Source organism: Ruminococcus gauvreauii (assembly GCF_025151995.1).
Taxonomy (GTDB): Bacteria; Bacillota; Clostridia; order Lachnospirales; family Lachnospiraceae; genus Ruminococcus_G; species Ruminococcus_G gauvreauii.
This window is the reverse complement of record NZ_CP102290.1, coordinates 3,845,272-3,866,852: the sequence shown is the minus strand read 5'-3', so window position 1 is coordinate 3,866,852 and position 21,581 is coordinate 3,845,272. Positions and strand designations below refer to the sequence as shown.

The window sequence follows — 21,581 nt, the reverse complement described above, 5'->3', positions numbered from 1 at the left end:
TTACAGATTCTCCTCTTCAAATTTTTTCATAAATGCTACCAGCTTTTCCACACCTTCCATCGGCATAGCATTGTAAATACTTGCCCTCATGCCGCCGACTGTTCTGTGACCTTTCAGATTTTCAAAACCTGCAGCTTTTGACTCCGCTACAAATTTTGCATCCAGATCCTGATCTCCCGTCACAAAAGGTACGTTCATCAGCGAGCGGTCTTCTTTTACGACCGTTCCGCTGAACATCTTGCTCTGATCCAGGAAATCATAAAGAATTGCCGCTTTTTTCTCGTTATGTAATTTCATTGCTTCCAGGCCGCCCATGCGTTTAATCCACTGGAAAACCTTTCCGCACATATAAATACAGTAACAGTTCGGTGTATTATACATCGAGTTGTTATCCGCATATGTTTTATACTGCATCATCGTCGGTGTCCCCGGCATCACGTCTTCGCTGATCAGGTCTTCACGGATGATTCCGATCACCATGCCCGCCGGACCGATATTTTTCTGCACCCCTCCGTAAATCATTGCATATTTTGATACATCCACAGGTTCCGATAAGAAGCAGGAAGATACATCTGCGATCAGATCCTTCCCTTTCGTATTCGGGAGTTCTTTGAATTTCGTTCCATAGATCGTATTGTTTTCACAGATATAGACATAATCCGCATCCTCGCTGACCGGAAGATCCGAACAGTCAGGGATATAAGAAAATGTTTTGTCTTCAGACGTCGCGATTTTATTTGCCGTCCCGTATTTGCATGCTTCCTGATATGCCTTTTTCGCCCACTGTCCGGTCACGATATAATCTGCTTTTTTATGTTTCATGAAATTCATCGGGATCATCGCAAACTGCAGGGATGCTCCGCCCTGCATGAACAGTACTTTATAATTATCCGGAATCTGCATCAGTTCGCGCAGGTCCGCTTCCGTCTGACTGATAATCTCATCAAAAGCTTTCGAGCGATGACTCATCTCCATCACAGACATTCCCGTCCCGCGGTAATCCAGCATCTCCGCCTGCGCTTCCTTTAACACTTCCTCCGGCAGTACAGCCGGTCCTGCCGAAAAATTATACACTCTACTCACTTTCTTCTCCTCCTAAATGTCATTGTTCTTAAAACATCGTAACAGTTCAGACGGCATCTGAACTGTTACAAGATATCATACTGCTTTGTTATTTTCCTGTCAATATCTTTACTCTTTAATTATTAAATCCTGTTCATCAAAAACTTCCTCGATGGATGCTCCCGCAGGAACCATCGGGAATACTTTATCATCACTGTCGATCTGACAGTCGATCACAACCGTCGTATTCAGTTCGATTGCCTTTTTAAGCGCCGGCACGATCTCAGACTTCTTCGTTACCCGTATACCGACTGCACCCATGGCTTCCGCAACCTTCACAAAATCCGTCTTGTCATTCAATACCGTATGCGAATATCGTTTCTCATAGAACAACGTCTGCCACTGTCTCACCATCCCCAGCACATGGTTATTGATCACCAGCTGGATAATCGGCAGCTCATTGCGCACGGCTGTGGCGATCTCATTCATATTCATACGGAAGCAGCCGTCTCCGCCGACGTTGACAACTATCTTATCCGGTCTTCCGAATTTGGCCCCAATGGCAGCTCCGAGACCGTATCCCATCGTTCCAAGGCCGCCGGAAGTGATAAACGTACGCGGCTGTGTATATTTATAATACTGAGCCGCCCACATCTGGTGCTGACCTACATCTGTCGTCACGATTGCTTCACCGTTCGTCGCCTCGTACAGTGCTTCAATTACGCACGGTCCGGTAAGCCCGGTCGTATTGTACTGCATCGGATACCGTTCTTTCATATCCCGGATATGCTCCAGCCATTCTTCATGCCCCTGCTTTGGAATCTGCTCGTTTAAAAGCTTCAGTACTTCTTTCACATCGCCGATAACGCTGGCATCCACCACCACGTTTTTGTTAATCTCAGCCGCATCCACATCAATCTGGAGAATCTTCGCCTTACGCGCGAATGTTTCCGTATTCCCCGTCACACGATCACTGAACCGCGCTCCGATCGTGATCAGGAGGTCGCTCTCCATTACCCCGAGGTTTGATGTCTTTGTTCCGTGCATGCCGATCATTCCGGTATAAAGCTCATCGTCCTCCGGGAACGCACCTTTTCCCATCAGGGAAGATGCCACCGGGGCGTTGACCTTATGTACAAATGTGCGGACTTCCTCCGCGGCATCCGCGAGAATTGCGCCTCCTCCGATCATGATAAACGGCTTTTTCGCCTTTGCGATCATCTGAACTGCCTGCTCAATATCATGCATTGTGAGTTTTTCCGTACTCGGAATAACCACTTCCGGTTCACGGTAAGAATATTCCGCTTTTAAAGCTGTGACATCTTTTGTCACATCCACGAGCACCGGTCCCGGACGGCCGGACTGTGCAATATGAAACGCTCTGCGAATCGTATCTGCCAGTTTCGTGACATCTTTTACGATCATGCTGTGTTTCGTGATCGGCATCACCACACCGGCAATGTCAATCTCCTGAAAACTGTCTTTTCCAAGCAGCGGAACTCCCACGTTCGCGGTGATTGCAACGATCGGAATCGAATCCATATACGCCGTTGCGATACCTGTTACCAGGTTGGTCGCACCCGGACCTGAGGTAGCAAAACAGACGCCGACTTTTCCGGTAGCTCTCGCATATCCATCAGCCGCGTGTGACGCACCCTGTTCGTGTGAAGTCAAAATATGGTTGATCTCGTCCTGATGACGATATAATTCATCATATACATTCAGGATCGTCCCTCCCGGATATCCAAAAACAGTGTCTACACCCTGTTCCTTCAAACATTCTATAATAATCTCTGAACCTGTTAACTGCATAGGCTACCTCCTTAATTTTTCGGAATTTCCAGTACGGCACCGCGGTCCCCCGAAGTTACCATGGAAGCGTAACGCGCCAGATAGCCTGTCGTGACTTTCGGCTGCTTCGGCTGCCATTTTTTCTTCCTGGCTGCCATTTCCTCATCACTCACTCCGACATTCAGACTGTTATTCGGAATGTCAATCCGGATCATATCTCCTTCTTCAATAAGAGCGATCGGTCCTCCAACTGCCGCTTCCGGTGAAACATGGCCGATCGAAGCCCCTCTGGATGCTCCGCTGAATCTTCCGTCCGTGATCAGGGCTACAGAAGAACCGAGACCCATTCCTGCTATCTGGGAAGTTGGGTTCAGCATCTCACGCATCCCCGGTCCTCCTTTGGGTCCTTCATAGCGGATGACCACAACATCGCCTTCCTTTATCTTTCCGGAAAGGATCGCCTCACTTGCATCCTCCTCACATTCAAACACACGTGCAGGTCCTTCGTGTACCAGCATCTCCTCGACAACCGCAGAACGCTTGACGACACTGCCGTCAGGCGCAAGGTTGCCCTGCAGTACCGCAAGCCCCCCGGTCTCACTGTATGGATTTTCAATCGGACGGATAACTTCCGGATTCAGATTTATACAGTCTTTGATATTTTCTCCGACGGTCTTACCCGTTACTGTCATGCATTCTGTGTTCAGCAGTCCTTTTTTGTTCAGTTCATTCATGACTGCATAGACACCGCCGGCCTCATTGAGATCTTCCATATAAGTCGGTCCTGCCGGTGCCAGGTGGCACAGATTCGGGGTCTTTGCGCTGATCTCATTCGCATACGGAATTTTAAAGTCCATTCCAATCTCATGTGCGATCGCAGGCAGATGCAGCATACTGTTCGTCGAGCAGCCGAGCGCCATATCAACAGTCAGCGCATTGATCACTGCTTCTTCCGTCATGATATCACGCGGACGGATATCCTTTTTCAAAAGTTCCATCACCTGCATCCCCGCATGTTTCGCGAGACGGATCCGTTCGGAATACACGGCCGGGATCGTGCCGTTTCCCTGAAGGCCCATGCCGAGTACTTCCGTCAGGCAGTTCATGCTGTTTGCCGTATACATTCCGGAACATGAACCACAGGTCGGACATGCCTTGCACTCATATTCTTCCACATCCGCATCTGAGTATTTTCCCGCCGCATGTGCGCCCACTGCCTCAAACATGCTGGAGAGACTTGTTTTGTGTCCTTTGACATGACCTGCCAGCATCGGACCGCCGCTCACAAACACGGTAGGAACATTGATTCTCGCTGCCGCCATCAGAAGACCGGGAACATTCTTATCACAATTCGGAACCATTACAAGTGCATCAAACTGATGTGCCAGTGCCATAGCCTCTGTTGAATCTGCGATCAGGTCTCTTGTGACCAGTGAATACTTCATACCTATGTGTCCCATCGCGATGCCGTCACAGACAGCGATCGCCGGAAATACGCGCGGTACGCCTCCGGCGAGTGCGACGCCCATCTTAACCGCCTCTACAATCTTATCCAGGTTCATATGTCCCGGTACGATTTCGTTATAAGAGCTCACAATACCGATCAGTGGTTTATCCATCTCTTCTTTTGTCATTCCAAGCGCATTGAACAGAGATCTGTGCGGCGCCTGCTGCACGCCTTTTTTTACTGCATCACTTCTCATATCCGTCTCTCTCCTTTTTCATCTATATGTTCTGAACAATCATTCTGCCCATTTCAACAGTTCCAAGCTGCGTACAGCCATCCGACATAATATCCACGGTGCGGTAACCATCCGCGAGAACTTTTTTCACGGCCGCTTCCACTGCATCCGCCTCCTCATCAAGATCCAGCGAATAGCGCAGCATCATGGCAGCTGAAAGGATCGTTGCGATCGGATTTGCCATGTTTTTGCCCGCAATATCCGGTGCAGAGCCATGACTCGGTTCGTAGAGTCCCAGTTTCGTCTCATTAAGGCTTGCTGAAGACAGCATGCCGATCGATCCGGTTACCATACTGGCCTCATCCGACAGAATATCGCCAAACATATTTTCCGTAAGGATCACATCGAACTGCCCCGGATTTCTGACCAGCTGCATCGCGCAGTTGTCCACCAGCATGTGTTCCAGTGTCACTTCCGGATAATCTTTTGCCACTTCCTCAACAACGCTTCTCCACAGCCTGGAGGAATCCAGGACGTTTGCCTTATCGACACTCGTCACCTTCCTGCGGCGTTTCATGGCAATGTCAAATCCTCTTTTCGCTATCCTGCGTATTTCATTTTCATCGTATGTCAGAGTATCAATCGCTTTTCTGACCCCGTTTTCCTCGACTGTTCTGCGTTCTCCAAAATACAGTCCGCCCGTCAGCTCACGCATGATCATCATATCAAATCCTGCTCCGATGATATCATCACGCAGCGGGCACGCCGCCTTGAGCTCCTCATAAAGATATGCCGGGCGCAGATTCGCGAACAGGTTCAGGGCTTTGCGGATCGCCAGAAGTCCTGCCTCCGGCCGTTTGGACGGTTCCAGCTGATACCAGGGAGATGTCGCGGCATCCCCTCCGATCGAGCCCATCAGAATGGCATCCGATGCCTTTGCCTGAGCGATCGTCTCGTCTGTCAGCGGGACACCGTTCGCATCAATGGATGCTCCGCCCAGCAGCAGAGTTGTATAATGAAACTCATGCTTGAATTTTTCGCATACCTTATCCAGTACGTTCTTTGCTTCTCCGACAATTTCCGGACCGATTCCATCGCCCGGAATCAACGCTATGTTATATTCCATGATTTTTTCCTCCCGAACAGCCTATTACTCTATATAATAATCTATTTTTATCGATTTTTCAACAAAAAATGGTACCGCCTCTGCGCCGACGTAAACAAGGGGCTGGATGCTGTGACATCCAACCCCTGGCATACAATCAGTTATTCTGTACCTCTTCCGCTTTTTCCACTTCCGCAATGGCAGCTTTTCTCATCGGAATACGGCAGTTTTTATTGTTGCCGAACTCTACAATGACATCCTCATCTGTGATGTCGATCACAATCCCATAAAATCCGCTGGTCGTAACAATCGCATCGCCGACTGCAAGATCGGAAAGCATTGCCCCCACACGTTTCTGTTCTTTTTTCTGAGGACGGATCATCAGAAAATACATCAGTCCAAATAATACTACCAGCCATAAGATCATAGAACCGGTACCAAGCAATCCTGAGTTGGCAGAAGAAGCCGTTGCAGATGCTATCATAAATATTCCTCCTAAGTCTCTTTTATATTTTTACCTAATATATCAATAATACACAACTTATACCAATTCAGCAAGTATTTTTTCATTTTTTATGGTGTTACTGTTTTTTGTCGTTTTCCTGAAACCCCTGCAGTTTTGCCGCTTTGTATTCCTGATAACGTTCCTCCTCGATCGCCTGGCGGATTTCCTCCATCATCGTATTGTAAAAATACAGGTTGTGCAGTACACAGAGACGCATACCCAGCATCTCTTTTGCCTTCAGCAGATGCCGAATATAAGCCCTGCTGTAATGTGTGCATGCCGGACATCCGCAGCCTTCTTCGATCGGGGCATCGTCCAGCTCATATTTTGCGTTCAGCATGTTCAGTTTCCCGCGGTTGGTATAGACATGCCCGTGCCGGCCGTTTCTGCTCGGATATACACAGTCAAAGAAATCGACCCCTCTCGACACCGCCTCCAGAATATTTGCGGGGGTGCCGACTCCCATCAGATACGTTGGTTTTTCCGACGGCAGGTGCGGGACTACCTCGTCCAGAATATGGTACATCTCCGCATGACTCTCTCCGACTGCCAGTCCTCCCACTGCATATCCGTCAAGTTCCAGTTCGGAGATTGCTTTCGCGTGATCGATACGGATATCCGGAAAGATCGCTCCCTGATTAATGCCGAAAAGCAGCTGATGCGGATTAATCGTATCTTCCACAGTGTTCAGCCGCGCCATCTCTGTCCGGCAGCGTTTCAGCCAGCGCGTGGTCCTGTCCACAGAATTCTGCACGTATTCCCTGGATGCGACGCTGGACGGGCATTCATCAAATGCCATTGCGATCGTAGAACCCAGGTTAGACTGAATCTGCATGCTCTCCTCCGGTCCCATAAAGATTTTCCTGCCGTCGACATGTGACCGGAAATACACCCCTTCCTCTTTGATCTTGCGCAGCTCCCCCAGCGAAAACACCTGAAAACCACCGGAGTCTGTCAGGATCGGGCGGTCCCAGTTCATAAATCTATGCAGACCGCCCAGTTTTTTTACCACCTCGTCGCCCGGTCTGACATGGAGATGATACGTATTTGACAGCTGCACCTGTGTTCTGATGTCTTTTAAATCCGTCGTCGCCACAGCCCCCTTGATTGCCGCCGCAGTGCCGACATTCATAAATACCGGAGTCTCAATCACTCCGTGAACAGTTATAAGCCTTGCCCTTTTCGCGAGGCCGTTTCTGTGAATGATCTGATACATGTTCTTAATTCCTTTCCTTATCTGTCTCCAGAGTATACCACGTGCGCAGAAAAGCAAGCAGCCCGCAGGGATATTTGTTTTTCAAGCCGTGGCCTGCCAGGTATAATCCGCTGCGCAGCAGCGGTACAGCAACGCAGTTGCTGCGGACTGCACTCAGTGCAGTCATTATACCACGTGCGCAAAAAAACAAGCAGCCCGCAGGGATATTTGTTTTTCAAGCCGTGGCAGTGCAGTCATTATACCATATTTTTACCAAAAGATTTACATATTTTTTCTGATTGCAATTTTACCCGGTTCAGCGTATAATATCATAGAATTTTACTTATTTAATGGAATCACCAATGAGGAGAACAAAATGAAATATACGTTAGGTATTGACATCGGTTCCACAACCGTTAAAATCGCAGTTTTAGATAAAGAACATCGTCTCCTTTTCTCAGATTACGAACGGCATTTCGCGAATATACAGGAGACCCTTGCGGCGCTTCTCGACAAAGCCTGCCGCCAGACCGGCGACCTTACCGTCCATCCGGTCATCACGGGATCCGGCGGACTGGCTCTTGCCAATCACCTCAAAATTCCCTTTGTCCAGGAGGTCATTGCCGTGTCGTCCTCTCTGCAGGAGCTGGCGCCTAAGACAGATGTCGCAATCGAACTTGGCGGTGAAGACGCCAAGATTATTTATTTTGAGGGAGGTTCCATTGAGCAGCGTATGAATGGGATCTGCGCCGGAGGTACCGGTTCTTTTATCGACCAGATGGCATCCCTGCTTCAGACAGACGCAGTCGGCCTGAACGAATACGCCAAACATTACAAAGCGCTCTACCCGATCGCAGCCAGATGCGGCGTATTTGCAAAATCCGATATACAGCCCCTGATCAATGAGGGCGCCACAAAGGAAGATCTGTCCGCTTCCATCTTTCAGGCAGTCGTCAACCAGACGATCAGCGGACTGGCCTGCGGAAAACCGATCCGCGGACATATCGCCTTTCTCGGTGGTCCGCTGCATTTCCTGTCAGAGCTGAAACATGCGTTTATCCGCACTCTGAATCTCGATGAAGAACATACGATCGTTCCCGATAACTCACATCTGTTTGCCGCCATCGGGTCTGCCATGAATGCAAAAGAAGAAATCAGTCATTCCATGCGCGCGCTGCAGACACAGCTGGCCGCCAGCGTCAAACTGGATTTTGAGGTTGACCGTATGGAGCCGCTGTTCGCTTCCGATGCCGAATACGAATCCTTCAACAGCCGTCAGAGCCGCTATAACGTGAGAACTTCTGATCTCGGCAGTTACGAAGGAAATTGTTATCTCGGCATTGACGCCGGATCCACAACAACAAAAGCCGCTCTCGTCGCGGAAGACGGTTCCCTGCTGTATTCTTTTTATGACAACAACAACGGAAGTCCTCTGGCAACGACGATAAAGGCAATCCAGGAGATTTACAGTCATCTTCCCAAAAAAGCAAACATCGCCTGGTCATGCTCTACCGGTTACGGGGAAGCGCTCATCAAGGCGGCACTGATGCTCGACGAAGGGGAAGTCGAAACGGTATCCCATTATTACGCCGCCGCTTTCTTCAATCCCAAAGTGGACTGTATCCTTGACATCGGCGGACAGGACATGAAATGTATCAAGATCAAAGACGGGGTCGTCGACAGCGTACAGCTGAACGAAGCCTGCTCTTCCGGCTGCGGTTCGTTCATTGAGACTTTTGCGAAATCTCTGAACTACAGCGTGGAAGATTTTGCCAGGGCAGCGCTGTTTGCGAAAAATCCCATCGATCTCGGTACACGCTGTACCGTATTCATGAATTCTAAAGTAAAGCAGGCGCAAAAGGAAGGCGCTGAAGTCTCCGATATTTCTGCGGGACTGGCATACTCTGTGATCAAAAATGCCCTCTATAAAGTCATCAAGGTGTCTGACGCTTCAGAACTCGGCAAACACATCGTTGTACAGGGCGGTACTTTCTACAACGACGCCGTGCTGCGAAGCTTTGAGAAAATCGCGGACTGTGAGGCGGTACGGCCGGATATTGCCGGCATCATGGGCGCGTTCGGCGCCGCCCTGATCGCACGGGAACGCTATGAGGAAGACGCCGTCACATCGATGCTTCCGATCGATAAGATCAATACCCTGAAGTTTACCACCTCCATGGCAAACTGCAAGGGATGCACGAATAACTGCCGCCTGACCATCAACCGATTCAGCGGCGGGCGTCAGTTTATCAGCGGAAACCGCTGTGAGCGCGGAATTGGGAAAGAAAAGAACAAAGATCATATTCCTAACCTGTTTGAATACAAATACCAGAGGATCTTCGGATATGAACCGCTTCCTGCCGATCAGGCAGTGCGCGGTCAGGTCGGTATCCCGCGCGTACTCAACATGTTTGAGAACTATCCGTTCTGGTTCACCTTTTTTACAGCCCTGAAATATCAGGTCGTGCTCTCGCCGACCTCAACACGCAGGATCTACGAGCTCGGGATCGAATCGATTCCCAGCGAATCGGAGTGTTACCCCGCCAAGCTGGCACACGGTCACGTGACCTGGCTGATCCGCCAGGGGGTAAAGTTCATCTTCTACCCGTGTATTCCGTATGAGAGAACGGAATTTGAGGATTCCGTCAACCATTATAACTGTCCGATCGTCACATCATACGCGGAGAACATCAAAAACAACGTGGATGAACTGAATGATGATTCCATTATTTTCAGGAATCCTTTCATGGCATTTACGAATGAGAAGGTGCTGACGGAACGTCTTGTAAAAGAATTTCCGGATATCCCGGACGATGAGATCCGCAAAGCCGCGCATGAGGCGTGGCTGGAACAGGATGCGCAGAGAAAAGACATCATGCGGAAAGGCGAGGAGACCCTGACCTGGATGGAACAGCACGGCCGCCACGGCATCGTACTCGCCGGGCGCCCCTACCATATCGATCCGGAAATCCATCACGGCATCCCGGACCTGATCAACTCGTACGGTGTCGCGGTTCTTACAGAGGATGCCGTATCGCATCTGGCGCCGCTTGAGCGCCCGATAAGGGTCAACGACCAGTGGATGTACCATACACGGCTTTATGCCGCCGCCAACTTCGTCAAGGAGCGGGAAGATCTGGACCTGATCCAGCTGAACTCTTTTGGCTGCGGCCTGGATGCCGTCACGACGGATGAGGTCAGTGAAATCCTCATGCACAGCGGAAAAATCTATACCTGTCTGAAGATCGACGAGGTGAACAACCTGGGGGCAGCACGTATCAGGGTCCGCTCCCTGCTCGCAGCAATCAGAACCCGTGAAAAATTCTGTATCAACCGGACCGTCGCGCCGTCTTCCATAGAGAAGGTCTCCTTCACGAAAGAAATGCGGAAGACATATACCATCCTGTGTCCGCAGATGTCACCGATCCATTTCAAGATCCTCGGCCCGGCGTTCAACGCCGCGGGTTACCGGCTGGAAGTACTGCCAAATGACAATAAAGAGGCTGTTGATGTGGGACTGAAGTACGTAAACAATGACGCCTGCTACCCCTCTCTCATGGTAGTCGGGCAGATCATGCAGGCACTGTTGTCCGGAAAATATGATCTGGATCATGTCGCGATCATCATGTCGCAGACCGGCGGAGGCTGCCGTGCGTCCAATTACATCGCCTTCATCCGCCGCGCACTGGAAAAAGCGGGAATGTCACACATTCCGGTAATTTCCATCAACTTAAGCGGTCTGGAGAGCAATCCCGGTTTCAAGATCACACCGGATCTCGCGATACGTCTGGCATACGCCTGCGTGTTCGGTGATATCCTGATGAAATGCATCTACCGGATGAGGCCCTATGAAAAGAAAAAAGGCTCCGCCAACCGTCTTCACCGGAAATGGGAAAAGATCTGTATCGATTTCATAACTGCAAAACGGATGAGTCATACCCGTTTCAAACAGATCTGCCGCACCATCATCCGCGACTTTGATCACCTGCCGATCACCGATGAGAAGAAACCACGCGTGGGTATCGTCGGAGAGATCCTGGTAAAATTCCTGCCGGCCGCCAATAATCATCTGGCAGAGCTTCTGGAACGTGAAGGTGCCGAACCAGTCGTCCCGGATCTGATCGATTTCATGTGTTACTGTTTTTATAATCAGAATTTCAAATCCAAATATCTGGGAACCAAACAGTCAACCGCCAGGATGGCGAACATCGCAATCAGGGGAATCGAATGGCTGAGAAGCGCCGCCACGAAAGAGTTCGAGAAGAGTAAGCACTTTGACCCGCCGGCAAAGATTGAAGATCTCGCCAGAATGGCTGCTCCGATCGTATCGATCGGTAACCAGACGGGTGAAGGATGGTTCCTGACCGGGGAAATGATGGAACTGATACATAACAACGCGAAGAATATCGTGTGCACCCAGCCGTTTGGATGTCTGCCGAACCACATCGTCGGAAAAGGCGTGATTAAGGAGATCAGACGCGAATATCCGGATGCCAACATCGTAGCCATCGATTATGATCCGGGGGCAAGTGAAGTCAACCAGCTGAACCGCATCAAGCTGATGCTCTCCACGGCTGTGAAAAACATGGATCACTGATATGCCCATATAAGAACACCCGGGAATACGAAATTTTAATAATCTCGTATCCCCGGGTGTCTTTTTCACGTTATTTTAAGAGGTGCAGTTTCTTCATGCCTCTGACCATCGCACCGCCCATCGGAAACCTGCGAAGCTGTGCTTCCGGTATCCTGGTTATCATGACATAGAGGATCAGATACGCAGCGACTGCAAACAGGATCGCCGCGCCGAGGCAGACAATCCTGACCGGAAGAAACAGATGCAGACCGTAATATACGATCCATGCCACGGCTCCCATTCCGGCAGCGGCCCCCATCGGCTTCAGGTAGGTATCGACAAACTCTCCGCGATAGCTCAGATACTTGCGGACTGCAAGATCATTCAGGATACACATACAGAGCGAATACGCCACTGTTGAAGCCAGTACACTGTAAATCCCAAGGTCGGTAAACTTCGTCAGTCCCGCCAGCACGATCACATTCACAACCAGGGAAACGGCCGCGTTGCGCAGAGGAACGTACTGTTTTCCAATGCCCTGAAGCACTCCGTTTGTGATCGTAGAAAGCGAATAAAACAACACCGATACCGCGCCGACGATCAGCATCGTCCCTGCTTCATCCGGTGATCCCGCAAACAGCAGATCCATGATGGGATAAGCCAGCACAGCCAGACCGAACGCCGCCGGAATCGCGATAAACATCGTCATACGGATGGCCTCATTGATCTTGCTTCTGGCTCCGCCCACGTCGCCCGTCGCATAGTTCGCGGTGATCTCCGGCATCATCGCCGTGGATGTCGCATTCGCGAGCGCCACGGGAATATTGATAAGCACCATGTACTGTCCGCTGAATACACCGTATATCTCTGTGATGCTGTCCGCCGCAGCTCCCTTGGCGAGCATCAGAGGTGAGAAGATGGACTGGTCAATATACGCACTGACGTTATACAAAAAAGTACTCAGGAGAACGGGGGTCATCATAAAAAACAGCACTTTTGCAATTTCCCCATAACTCTCCTGACAGGACGAGGTATCACGTTTCAGTTTTCTCTTAATGATTTTTCTGTTCAGTCCGAACACCAGCAGCATGAAGACAATCCCGGACGCAACGCCGATTCCCGTACCCAGCGTTCCGCCGGCTGCTCCGTAGATCGCACGCGTGTCAGAAGTCGTTCCGAAACTCTTCACAAGAAAATATGCTGCCGCAACACTGACGACCGCATTCAGGATCTGCTCCAGAATCTGCGAGATCGATGTGGGAAGCATATTATTATTTGCCTGGAAATATCCCCGCATAACCCCCAACAGGCCGGCCAGCATGATTGTCGGCGACAGTACCCTCAGCGCAAGCACTGCGTCTTCCGCCCCGACAGGAAGCAGCTGTTCGGCAAACACAAACGCTACGATTGAAGCCAGTGAACCGATGATCAGGATATAGACGACGGCTCCCCAGAAAATCTTCTGTGCATTTCTGTACTGCTTTTTTGCAAGCCGCTCCGACATCAGCTTCGAAACCGCTACCGGAATGCTGTAGCCCGAGATCAGCAGCAGTATATTGTATACATTATAAGCATAACCGTAATAACCGTACCCGAGCCCCCCGATGGCCGCCTTCATAGGCGTTCGATACAGCAGACCAATCATGCGCACGATCAAACCGGCAACCATTAAAAAGGATGCCTGTTTCATAAAAGATGAACTTTTCTTTCCCATACGTTTTCTTCCTTTTACTGTCGATTCTCGATCTGCCAGTCAATCGGCTCCAGACCGTGACTCTCCAGATACGTATTGGTCCTGCTGAACACACGGCTGCCAAAGAAACCGCGGTATGCAGAGAGCGGGCTGGGGTGTGGTGATTTCAAAACCAGGTGCAGCGGATTCGTGATCATACTCTCCTTCGCCTGTGCAGGTTTGCCCCAGAGAATAAATACGATCGGACGTTCCTGCTGCGCCAGCACATGAATCGCCGCATCCGTGAATTCCTCCCATCCGATCCCCCTGTGAGAATTCGCCTGATGAGCCCGGACAGTCAATACGGTATTGAGCAGCAGTACCCCCTGACGTGCCCATTTCTCAAGATAGCCGTTGTTGGGAATATAGCATCCGACATCCTCCTCCAGCTCTTTATAGATATTTACCAGGGACGGCGGTATCTCTACCTCCGGTTTCACAGAAAAACACAGGCCATGCGCCTGCCCTTCTCCGTGATACGGGTCCTGTCCCAGGATCACGACCTTCACCTGGTCAAGCGGTGTAAAATGAAAGGCATTAAAGATATCATCTCCATTTGGAAAGATCTGTCGCGTCTGGTATTCCTGTGCTACTGTCTGAAATAATTTTTTATAATACGGTTTTTTAAATTCAGGTGCCAGAGCCCTGGCCCATGCTCCACTGATCGGCGGCATAACAATCCCCTTTTCTTACAGGCGTACCGGAACTCCCCGGCCTGCCAGGTATTTCTTTACTTCTCTTATCTCCAGTTCTTTATAATGGAACAGCGAAGCTGCCAGCGCTGCATCCGCTCCTCCGTCTGTCAATGCATCGTAAAAATGCTCCATCGTCCCGGCTCCGCCGGATGCGATGACCGGTATCGATACGGCTTTTGCAATCGTGCGGGTAAGCGCAATATCATATCCCGCTTTCGTTCCGTCGCAGTCCATACTGGTCAGCAGAATCTCTCCCGCACCCAGTTTCTCCACCGTTCTTGCCCATTCTACAGCATCTGTTCCCACATCAATACGGCCGCCGTTTTTGTATATGTTCCAGCCGCTTCCGTCCGCTCTTTTCTTGGCATCGATCGCCACTACCACACACTGACTTCCGAATTTCAGCGATGCCTCCCGTATCAGCTCCGGATTGTTGATGGCGGAAGAATTGATAGAAATCTTATCCGCTCCCTCCCGAAGTAGCACCTTAAAATCATCCACCGTGCGGATTCCACCGCCGACAGTAAACGGGATAAAAACATTTGCCGCAACTTTTCGCACCATATCCACAACGGTGGCGCGGTCGTCAGAGGAGGCTGTAATGTCCAGAAAGACCACCTCATCCGCTCCAGCCTTATCATAAGCCTTCGCAATCTCAACCGGATCTCCCGCATCCTGCAGATTTACGAAGTTTACACCCTTCACAACCCGTCCGTCATGGACATCCAGACAGGGAATGATTCTTTTGGTAAACATGATCAGCAGTCCTCCCTTCCGATTTTCACAAAATTTCTCAGTATCTGAAGGCCGACATCCGAACTCTTCTCGGGATGAAACTGGCACGCAAATACGTTGTCCTGCTCCACAGACGCATGGATGCACGTACTGTACTGCGTGGATGCTTTCACAATTGTCTCATCGGCGGCTTTCAGAAAATACGAGTGTACAAAGTATACATAGGATTCATCGGAAATACCCCGAAACAGCCGCCCCCCGTGCTGAAGGTGAAGTGAATTCCAGCCCATATGAGGAATCTTGAGGCCTTCCCTGCTGGGAATCCGGAGAATCTCACCCTTCAGGACGCCCAGACCATCGATACCGGGACTCTCGTCACTTCTCTCGAACAGAAGCTGAAGACCCATACAGATCCCCAGAAAGGGCGTTTTACGCCCGATTACCTCGTGGATCACAGGCACCAGTGAAAAGCGATGCAGGTTCTCCATCGCATCCCCGAATGAACCCACCCCGGGAAGGATGACTCTCTCTGCACTTTTGATCACCCCGGCATCTCTCGTCACCGCTACGTCCTCTCCCAGCAGCTGGAGTGCTTTTTCCACACTTTTGATGTTCCCCGCATCATAGTCAATTATTGCAATCATTCATCTATCTCCTCGTTTATCTTATGCTTTTGTTTCCAGGTCAAACCAGAATTCCACACCATTTTCGTAGTTGCGCACCCCGCACTGCTGATGCATGGATTCCATGATTGCCTTTACGATGGAAAGACCGATTCCACTTCCCCCGTATTCTCTGGTCCGAGCCTTATCCACTTTATAAAACTTAATCCAGATTTTATCGATATCCTCCTCCGGAATGGGATCTCCGGTGTTAAATACAGAGGTCCTCACCAGATTTCCCCGCTGCTCACAACGAATTTCAATTTTATTCTTATACCGCACGTGGTTCAGAGCATTCGTAAAGAAGTTCGTCACAACCTCCTCTATCTTGAATTCATCGCCCCATACGTAAAGCGGGTCTCTCTGCGCAAAGATCACTTCCGCCTGCTTCTGTTCAATCAAAATCTGCGATGCCTGAATGACCCCCTGAATCAGTGCGGTCAGGTCAAAACGTTCCATTACGATCTGGTCATTTCCGAATTCCAGCTGATTCAGCGTCAGCAGTTTTTTAACCATCTTATTCATCTTAGCGGCTTCATCCATGATGACTTCACAGTAAAACGCTCTGCTCTCCTCGTCATCGCTGATATTATCCTGCAGCCCTTCCGCATACCCCTGAATCAACGCGATCGGTGTTTTCAATTCGTGTGATACGTTGGACAGAAACTCCTTGCGCATCTCATCGATCTGAATCTTTTTCTGTATATCCTGCTGAAGTTCAATATTGGCGCATTTCAGCTCCGAGATCGTCTGCTCCAGCTTCTCAGACATCGTATTGAAGTTATGCCCCAGAACGCCGATCTCGTTATCTCCTCCGCTCTCGTACTTTGTATCAAAATCAAGCGCCGCCATCTTCTGAGAGATCTCTGTCAGTTCGGTGAGCGGTTTCGTAATGCGTTTCGTAAAAAACCAGATGATGACAGCCGCCAGCATGATCACCCCCATACCGATATATGCGTAGAACCGGTTAGATATCGTGACGCTGTCCTGGATGCTCTCCATTGGCGTGCGGATCAGAAAACTGCCCCCGTCATTCAGCGTTCCCCAGATCTCGATGTAATTCATCTTCTTTTCCAGGTCCTGATTTTTCTGAACGACATACTGGTCCGTCCTCTCCAAAATGATCGGCTTCGCTTCATCGATTCCCGTGATATATCCGAACAGACGGCCCGCCAGCAGCTTTCCGTCCTTGTCCTTCACGTTGGTATATACTTCACTGTATTCGATACTGGTTACTACGATGCTGAGATTATTCGCCGAGCAGAACTGACTGAAGCCGCTGTCCGACGTGATAAGATCTTCGATACTGTAGCTGTTCAGCTGTTCTACCCCTGTTTTCAGGATTTTAATCTTCTGCGCTACATAAAACTCTTCCAGAAAAAAATAATTACACAGCCAAATAGCCGTCAGTGCCAGTCCTACCAGTATGATAAACATTCCGCCAATCTGACGCTTGATCGAGCGCTTCATGGCTCTACCTCAAATTTGTACCCCATTCCCCAGATTGTGCGGATCAGTTCTCCCTTGTCACCCATCTTACTGCGAAGTTTTTTTACGTGGGTATCGATCGTTCTGGCATCACCAAAATAATCATAATTCCACACGTTATTCAAAATCTTTTCTCTGGAGAGTGCGATCCCCTCATTCTCCATAAAGTAAGTCAGCAATTCAAACTCTTTAAAACTGAGTTCGACAGATTTTCCATCTATTGTCACCATATGAGCTGCCTTGTCGATCACAATGCCGCCGGCCGACAGCTGTTCACTCGCATCCGCTTTTCCCGTGCGCCGCAGGATGGCCTCCACGCGTGCAACAAGGATCTTCGGGCTGAACGGTTTTGAAATATATTCGTCCACTCCCAGCTCAAATCCGAGAAGTTCATCCTGCTCATCGCCCTTTGCCGTGAGCATGATAATCGGCACTTTTGATTGCTTTCGGATTTCCTTACATACCTGCCAGCCATCCATCTTCGGCATCATGACATCCAAAATAATCAGTGCAATATCTTTATTCTCATAAAACAGGTCGACTGCCTGCTCACCGTTTTCTGCCTCCAGAACGGAAAAGTCCTGCTTTACCAGAAAGTCTCTCACCAGCTTGCGCATCCTGCTTTCATCGTCCACTACCATGATTTTTAAATGATCCATTCCCTGTACCTCCTGATTTTTCGCCTTTTTTTCAATATAACAGAGAACTATGTTTCTTCTGTGAACATAGCGCTTACTTCACATTTTTTTCTCTTTTCGTGTCGTTAAAAACTGCACAAGAATGCCGGAAACAGCAAGTATGACTCCTGCACCCAGTACATGTACCGGTTCCTTATCCTTCATCAGCATCAAAAAGTCTGACGCCGCACCCAGGCCTCCGCTTATCCCGGTTATGATGATGACCGCGGGCCGCACAAATTTTACAGCGGCGATGCCGACAGCCAATGCCACGATCAAACCTCCGCCCAGTACAAGCAGCATCAGCGTCTCACTGTCCGCCGGTATCCGCAGAAACATGGAAAAAGCCAGGACAAAAGAGATCAGAAATACGCCCAGCAGATATACACGAAATGCCAGAAACCCAATCAGCATGCCCCCGAGCAGTCCTGTCAGAATCGCGATGCCTATATTATTCACATATTCCACTGTCGCAAAATATCCAATCATCGCTCCAATGACAAAACCGACCAGGGTCACCCACAGCTTTAAAAGCCGGTATCCCAGAAAGCAGTTGAGCACAGCGATCACTGCACTGACTGCCAGAAGCCAGTTCGGAGCTGCAATGTCCAAAGCCGTAATGTCCAGGTCAGACAGTTTTGAAATATCCATCTCTTAGCTTCTCCTTTATCTCTTCCGCTACGCCGCCGTGCCTGACGAGTCTTTGCTTCACCCTATAGCATGCACAGATTTTATGCTTCGTTGTCTTCTGCACGGCTCATGGCCTACGCGTACATTATAATATAAACTGGTAGAGATTGTAAAGTTTATCGGTGTTTTCTTTTGGAATACGTATGGGATGTGTTTATTTTTTACAAAAATTCAGCATGGCAGAATGTTTTGGCAACATACTCTGCCATGCTCAGAATGCAGACAAACTCTATTTTTTACCCGCGTTTTGAAATAACCGTATCAATCAAACCATATGCTCTGGCTTCTTCTGCCGTCATAAAATTATCCCGATCCGTATCACGCTCTATTTCTCCAATTGTCCTTCCGGTATTTTTTGCAAGCAGTTGATTTAATCTCTGCTTATTTTTTTGCATATAGTCTGACATTATCTTAATGTCGCTGGCCGGGCCTTTTATCCCCCCGGATATTGCGGGCTGATGGATCATAATTTCTGCATTCGGCAAAGCAAATCGTTTACCCTGAGTACCAGCCGCCAGCAAAAAAGCCCCAAAACTAGCTGCAAGTCCAACGCAGATTGTAGATACATCACACTTAATATAATTCATTGTATCAAATATAGCAAACCCTGCCGTCACAGAACCGCCCGGACTGTTAATATAAAGACTGATATCCTTGTCAGGATCTTGCCCCTCCAAAAACAGTAATTGCGCGATAATCAAACTGGCGGTTGTATCGTTCACCTCTTCACCCAAAAAAATGATTCTGTCTGATAGCATTCTGGAATAGACGTCGTAACTTCTTTCCCCTCTGCTTGTTTGTTCGATTACATACGGTATTGTACTCATGCAGCAATCACCTCACATTTCACAGCAGGTTTATAATGCATCATAAGATTGCTTCTCGCCTTAAATTTATTGATCCTGGAAATATGGACCTTTATTGTCCTATACTCTTGCGGAGGATGCCCGTATAATTGGCGAAATGCAAAGGTAAACGATTGCTGCGAACAATAATTTGCCTCATAAGCAATGTCTATAATGGACTTTTCTGTATAAACAAGTTTTTCAGCTGCCACAGTAAGCCTGCGCATTTGAATATATTTATATATAGTACAGCCAACACAATCTAAAAACATCCTGTTCAGGTGAAATTTAGAATAACCCGCCTCATTTGCAATTTCATCCAGGTTTAACTGGCGATCCAGATTGTTCTCTATATAGTCTATAACTTTCATAATCGTTTTTTCATTTTCCATCATCTCACACTCCATTCACAGTACGAATTCAGTATAGCACGCTTTATCGAGATAGTCTTAATATAAATTGCTGTCTTTATAAAAGGTTCAATTCTGCCGCAGAAAAGCAAAAACCAGACGGAAGTATCATCCGTCTGGTCCAGGTGTGTTCATCCTATTAAAGTTCTTCCTTTGATGCCGCTTTTTCAAATTCATTCTGTATTTCTTCAGACGGTGCTTTCGTCAGCAGACTGAAGATTACGATACAGATCAGACTGATGGCAAATCCGATTGCCAGTGAATAGAGTCCCGTCACCGCTCCGGGTGTCTGGCCTCCGATGATCGGAATATAGTCCCATACGATAACAGTCAGTGCACCGGATGCGATTCCTGCGATTGCTCCTGCCAGATTCGTACGTTTCCAGAACAGCGACAGTACCACCGTCGGACCAAATGCAGCTCCCAGTCCCGCCCACGCGTTCGAGACAAGGTTCATGATGCTGTTGTTCGGATCCCATGCAATCAAAAATGCCACTACAGAAACGACAATAACTGTAATGCGGCTGACTTTCAGCACTTTCTGTTCATCAGCCTTCGGATGCAGAATATCTTTGTATATGTCTTTCGAGACCGCCGATGCTGTAACCAGAAGCTGTGAATCCGCTGTAGACATAATCGCCGCAAGTATTCCGCACAGGAAGATACCGCCGACAAACGGCAGTGCAAAATCCTTTGTAAATACTCTTGTAATCATCTCGATGAAAACACTCTCCGTAGATGCCGCCCCTTCTGTTCCAAGAATTGTGGGAAACAGATAAGCACGTCCAATCACGCCGATAAAGCATGCAGCCACCAGTGAGATTGCCACCCAGATAATTGCTATACCTTTGGATTTTTTCAGCTCCTTTTCGTTCTTTACCGCCATGAATCTTGTCAGAATATGAGGCATTCCACAGTATCCGAGCCCCCATGCAAGCTGAGAAATGACATCAATCGCCTTATACGGTTCTCCGTTATTATAAAGCAGGCTCAAGTAGGCTCCGGAACCGCCCGCGACCTGGCTCTGTTCCAGGATAGAGGTGATATTTCCGCTCACCATCGCATAGGCAACAATCGGAACTACAAGCAGTCCAATCAGCATTAACGTCCCCTGAATAAAGTCCGTCACACATACCGCCATAAAACCGCCCATGAAAGTATAAGCCAGAATAACCAACGCACCGATAGCCAGCGCGATATGATAATCGATTCCAAACACAGAATTGAACAGCTTTCCTCCTGCCGCCAGCGCCGATGCCGTATAGACCAGAAAGAAGATCGTGATGACGACCGATGAGATCGTAAGAAGAATCCTCCTCTTGTCATGGAAACGGTTTTCAAAATACGCCGGAAGCGTTACGGAATTGTTTGCCACAATCGTATAGCGGCGAAGCCTGCCTGAGATCACCAGCCAGTTCAGCACAGTTCCGATAAAAAGCCCGATGGCGATCCATGCCTGCCCTGTCCCAAGTGCATAGATCGAGCCCGGAAGTCCCATGAGCAGCCACCCGCTCATATCGGATGCCTGTGCAGAGAGTGCAGCGACCCATCCGTTCAGTCCCCTGCCTGCCAGGAAATAATCATCTACATTGTTTGTTCTTTTCATGTAGATCGCGCCGATAATGATCATAAAAATCAAATATGCGACAAACGCAATTAGAATTGCAACTATATTGCTTGTTGTCATGTACTTTCCCTCCTCAAAACAATCTTTTGCCATTATGCCATATT

The 21,581-nt window shown here is 49.0% G+C and carries 18 protein-coding genes; 1 reads left to right on the top strand and 17 read right to left on the bottom strand.

Annotated elements, in window-relative coordinates; all coding sequences use genetic code 11:
• The 7 genes from serC to NQ502_RS18035 all read right to left on the bottom strand — a co-directional run bounded on the left by serC (position 1) and on the right by NQ502_RS18035 (position 7,527).
• Entirely contained in the window at positions 1–1,083 is a 1,083-nt protein-coding gene (gene serC, locus NQ502_RS18065; protein WP_028528906.1) for a 3-phosphoserine/phosphohydroxythreonine transaminase, read from the bottom strand.
• 108 nt (positions 1,084–1,191) lie between these two features.
• On the bottom strand, positions 1,192–2,874 hold the full coding sequence (ilvB, locus tag NQ502_RS18060) for a biosynthetic-type acetolactate synthase large subunit (protein WP_028528905.1): 1,683 nt from the start codon (positions 2,872–2,874) through the stop codon (positions 1,192–1,194).
• Positions 2,875–2,885: 11 nt separating this feature from the next.
• A complete protein-coding gene (gene ilvD, locus NQ502_RS18055) occupies positions 2,886–4,556 on the bottom strand; it encodes a dihydroxy-acid dehydratase (protein ID WP_028528904.1) in 1,671 nt (556 codons plus the stop codon).
• 22 nt (positions 4,557–4,578) lie between these two features.
• A complete protein-coding gene (gene leuB, locus NQ502_RS18050) occupies positions 4,579–5,661 on the bottom strand; it encodes a 3-isopropylmalate dehydrogenase (protein ID WP_028528903.1) in 1,083 nt (360 codons plus the stop codon).
• A 136-nt stretch (positions 5,662–5,797) separates the two neighbouring features.
• A complete protein-coding gene (gene yajC, locus NQ502_RS18045) occupies positions 5,798–6,124 on the bottom strand; it encodes a preprotein translocase subunit YajC (protein WP_028528902.1) in 327 nt (108 codons plus the stop codon).
• Positions 6,125–6,221: 97 nt separating this feature from the next.
• The gene (gene tgt / locus NQ502_RS18040; RefSeq protein WP_028528901.1) at positions 6,222–7,361 is read right to left on the bottom strand and encodes a tRNA guanosine(34) transglycosylase Tgt; all 1,140 of its coding nucleotides are present in this window, start codon (positions 7,359–7,361) and stop codon (positions 6,222–6,224) included.
• Positions 7,362–7,365: 4 nt separating this feature from the next.
• A complete protein-coding gene (locus NQ502_RS18035) occupies positions 7,366–7,527 on the bottom strand; it encodes a hypothetical protein (protein ID WP_156887909.1) in 162 nt (53 codons plus the stop codon).
• A gap of 189 nt (positions 7,528–7,716) precedes the next feature.
• Between NQ502_RS18035 and NQ502_RS18030 the strand changes: the two genes are divergently transcribed.
• The gene (locus NQ502_RS18030) at positions 7,717–11,937 is read left to right on the top strand and encodes a 2-hydroxyacyl-CoA dehydratase (RefSeq protein WP_028528900.1); all 4,221 of its coding nucleotides are present in this window, start codon (positions 7,717–7,719) and stop codon (positions 11,935–11,937) included.
• Between the two features lie 70 nt (positions 11,938–12,007).
• Here the strand turns inward: NQ502_RS18030 and NQ502_RS18025 are convergent, their stop codons facing one another.
• From NQ502_RS18025 to putP, 10 genes are all read right to left on the bottom strand, one after another.
• Positions 12,008–13,630 carry a putative polysaccharide biosynthesis protein gene (locus tag NQ502_RS18025; RefSeq protein ID WP_028528899.1) on the bottom strand — a complete coding sequence of 541 codons (1,623 nt, stop codon included), beginning with the start codon at positions 13,628–13,630 and terminating at the stop codon, positions 12,008–12,010.
• Between the two features lie 14 nt (positions 13,631–13,644).
• Entirely contained in the window at positions 13,645–14,322 is a 678-nt protein-coding gene (locus NQ502_RS18020; RefSeq protein ID WP_028528898.1) for a uracil-DNA glycosylase, read from the bottom strand.
• Positions 14,323–14,337: 15 nt separating this feature from the next.
• Positions 14,338–15,099 (bottom strand): imidazole glycerol phosphate synthase subunit HisF, encoded by a 762-nt coding sequence (gene hisF, locus NQ502_RS18015; RefSeq protein WP_028528897.1) that lies wholly within the window; start codon positions 15,097–15,099, stop codon positions 14,338–14,340.
• A 2-nt stretch (positions 15,100–15,101) separates the two neighbouring features.
• The gene (hisH, locus tag NQ502_RS18010) at positions 15,102–15,722 is read right to left on the bottom strand and encodes an imidazole glycerol phosphate synthase subunit HisH (protein WP_028528896.1); all 621 of its coding nucleotides are present in this window, start codon (positions 15,720–15,722) and stop codon (positions 15,102–15,104) included.
• 21 nt (positions 15,723–15,743) lie between these two features.
• Positions 15,744–17,210 (bottom strand): sensor histidine kinase, encoded by a 1,467-nt coding sequence (locus NQ502_RS18005; protein ID WP_028528895.1) that lies wholly within the window; start codon positions 17,208–17,210, stop codon positions 15,744–15,746.
• Complete coding sequence (locus tag NQ502_RS18000; RefSeq protein ID WP_028528894.1) at positions 17,207–17,887, bottom strand: response regulator transcription factor; 681 nt, start codon at positions 17,885–17,887, stop codon at positions 17,207–17,209. Before NQ502_RS18000 ends, NQ502_RS18005 begins: the two co-directional genes overlap by 4 nt.
• Positions 17,888–17,965: 78 nt before the next feature.
• Positions 17,966–18,556, bottom strand: a complete 591-nt coding sequence (locus NQ502_RS17995) for an ABC-2 transporter permease (protein ID WP_028528893.1) — start codon at positions 18,554–18,556, stop codon at positions 17,966–17,968.
• 275 nt (positions 18,557–18,831) lie between these two features.
• On the bottom strand, positions 18,832–19,422 hold the full coding sequence (locus NQ502_RS17990; protein ID WP_028528892.1) for an ATP-dependent Clp protease proteolytic subunit: 591 nt from the start codon (positions 19,420–19,422) through the stop codon (positions 18,832–18,834).
• A complete protein-coding gene (locus NQ502_RS17985) occupies positions 19,419–19,835 on the bottom strand; it encodes a helix-turn-helix domain-containing protein (RefSeq protein WP_242830269.1) in 417 nt (138 codons plus the stop codon). The genes NQ502_RS17990 and NQ502_RS17985 overlap by 4 nt, the downstream gene beginning before the upstream one ends.
• 154 nt (positions 19,836–19,989) lie before the next feature.
• A complete protein-coding gene (gene putP / locus NQ502_RS17980) occupies positions 19,990–21,537 on the bottom strand; it encodes a sodium/proline symporter PutP (protein WP_028528891.1) in 1,548 nt (515 codons plus the stop codon).
• Positions 21,538–21,581 lie beyond the last annotated feature (44 nt).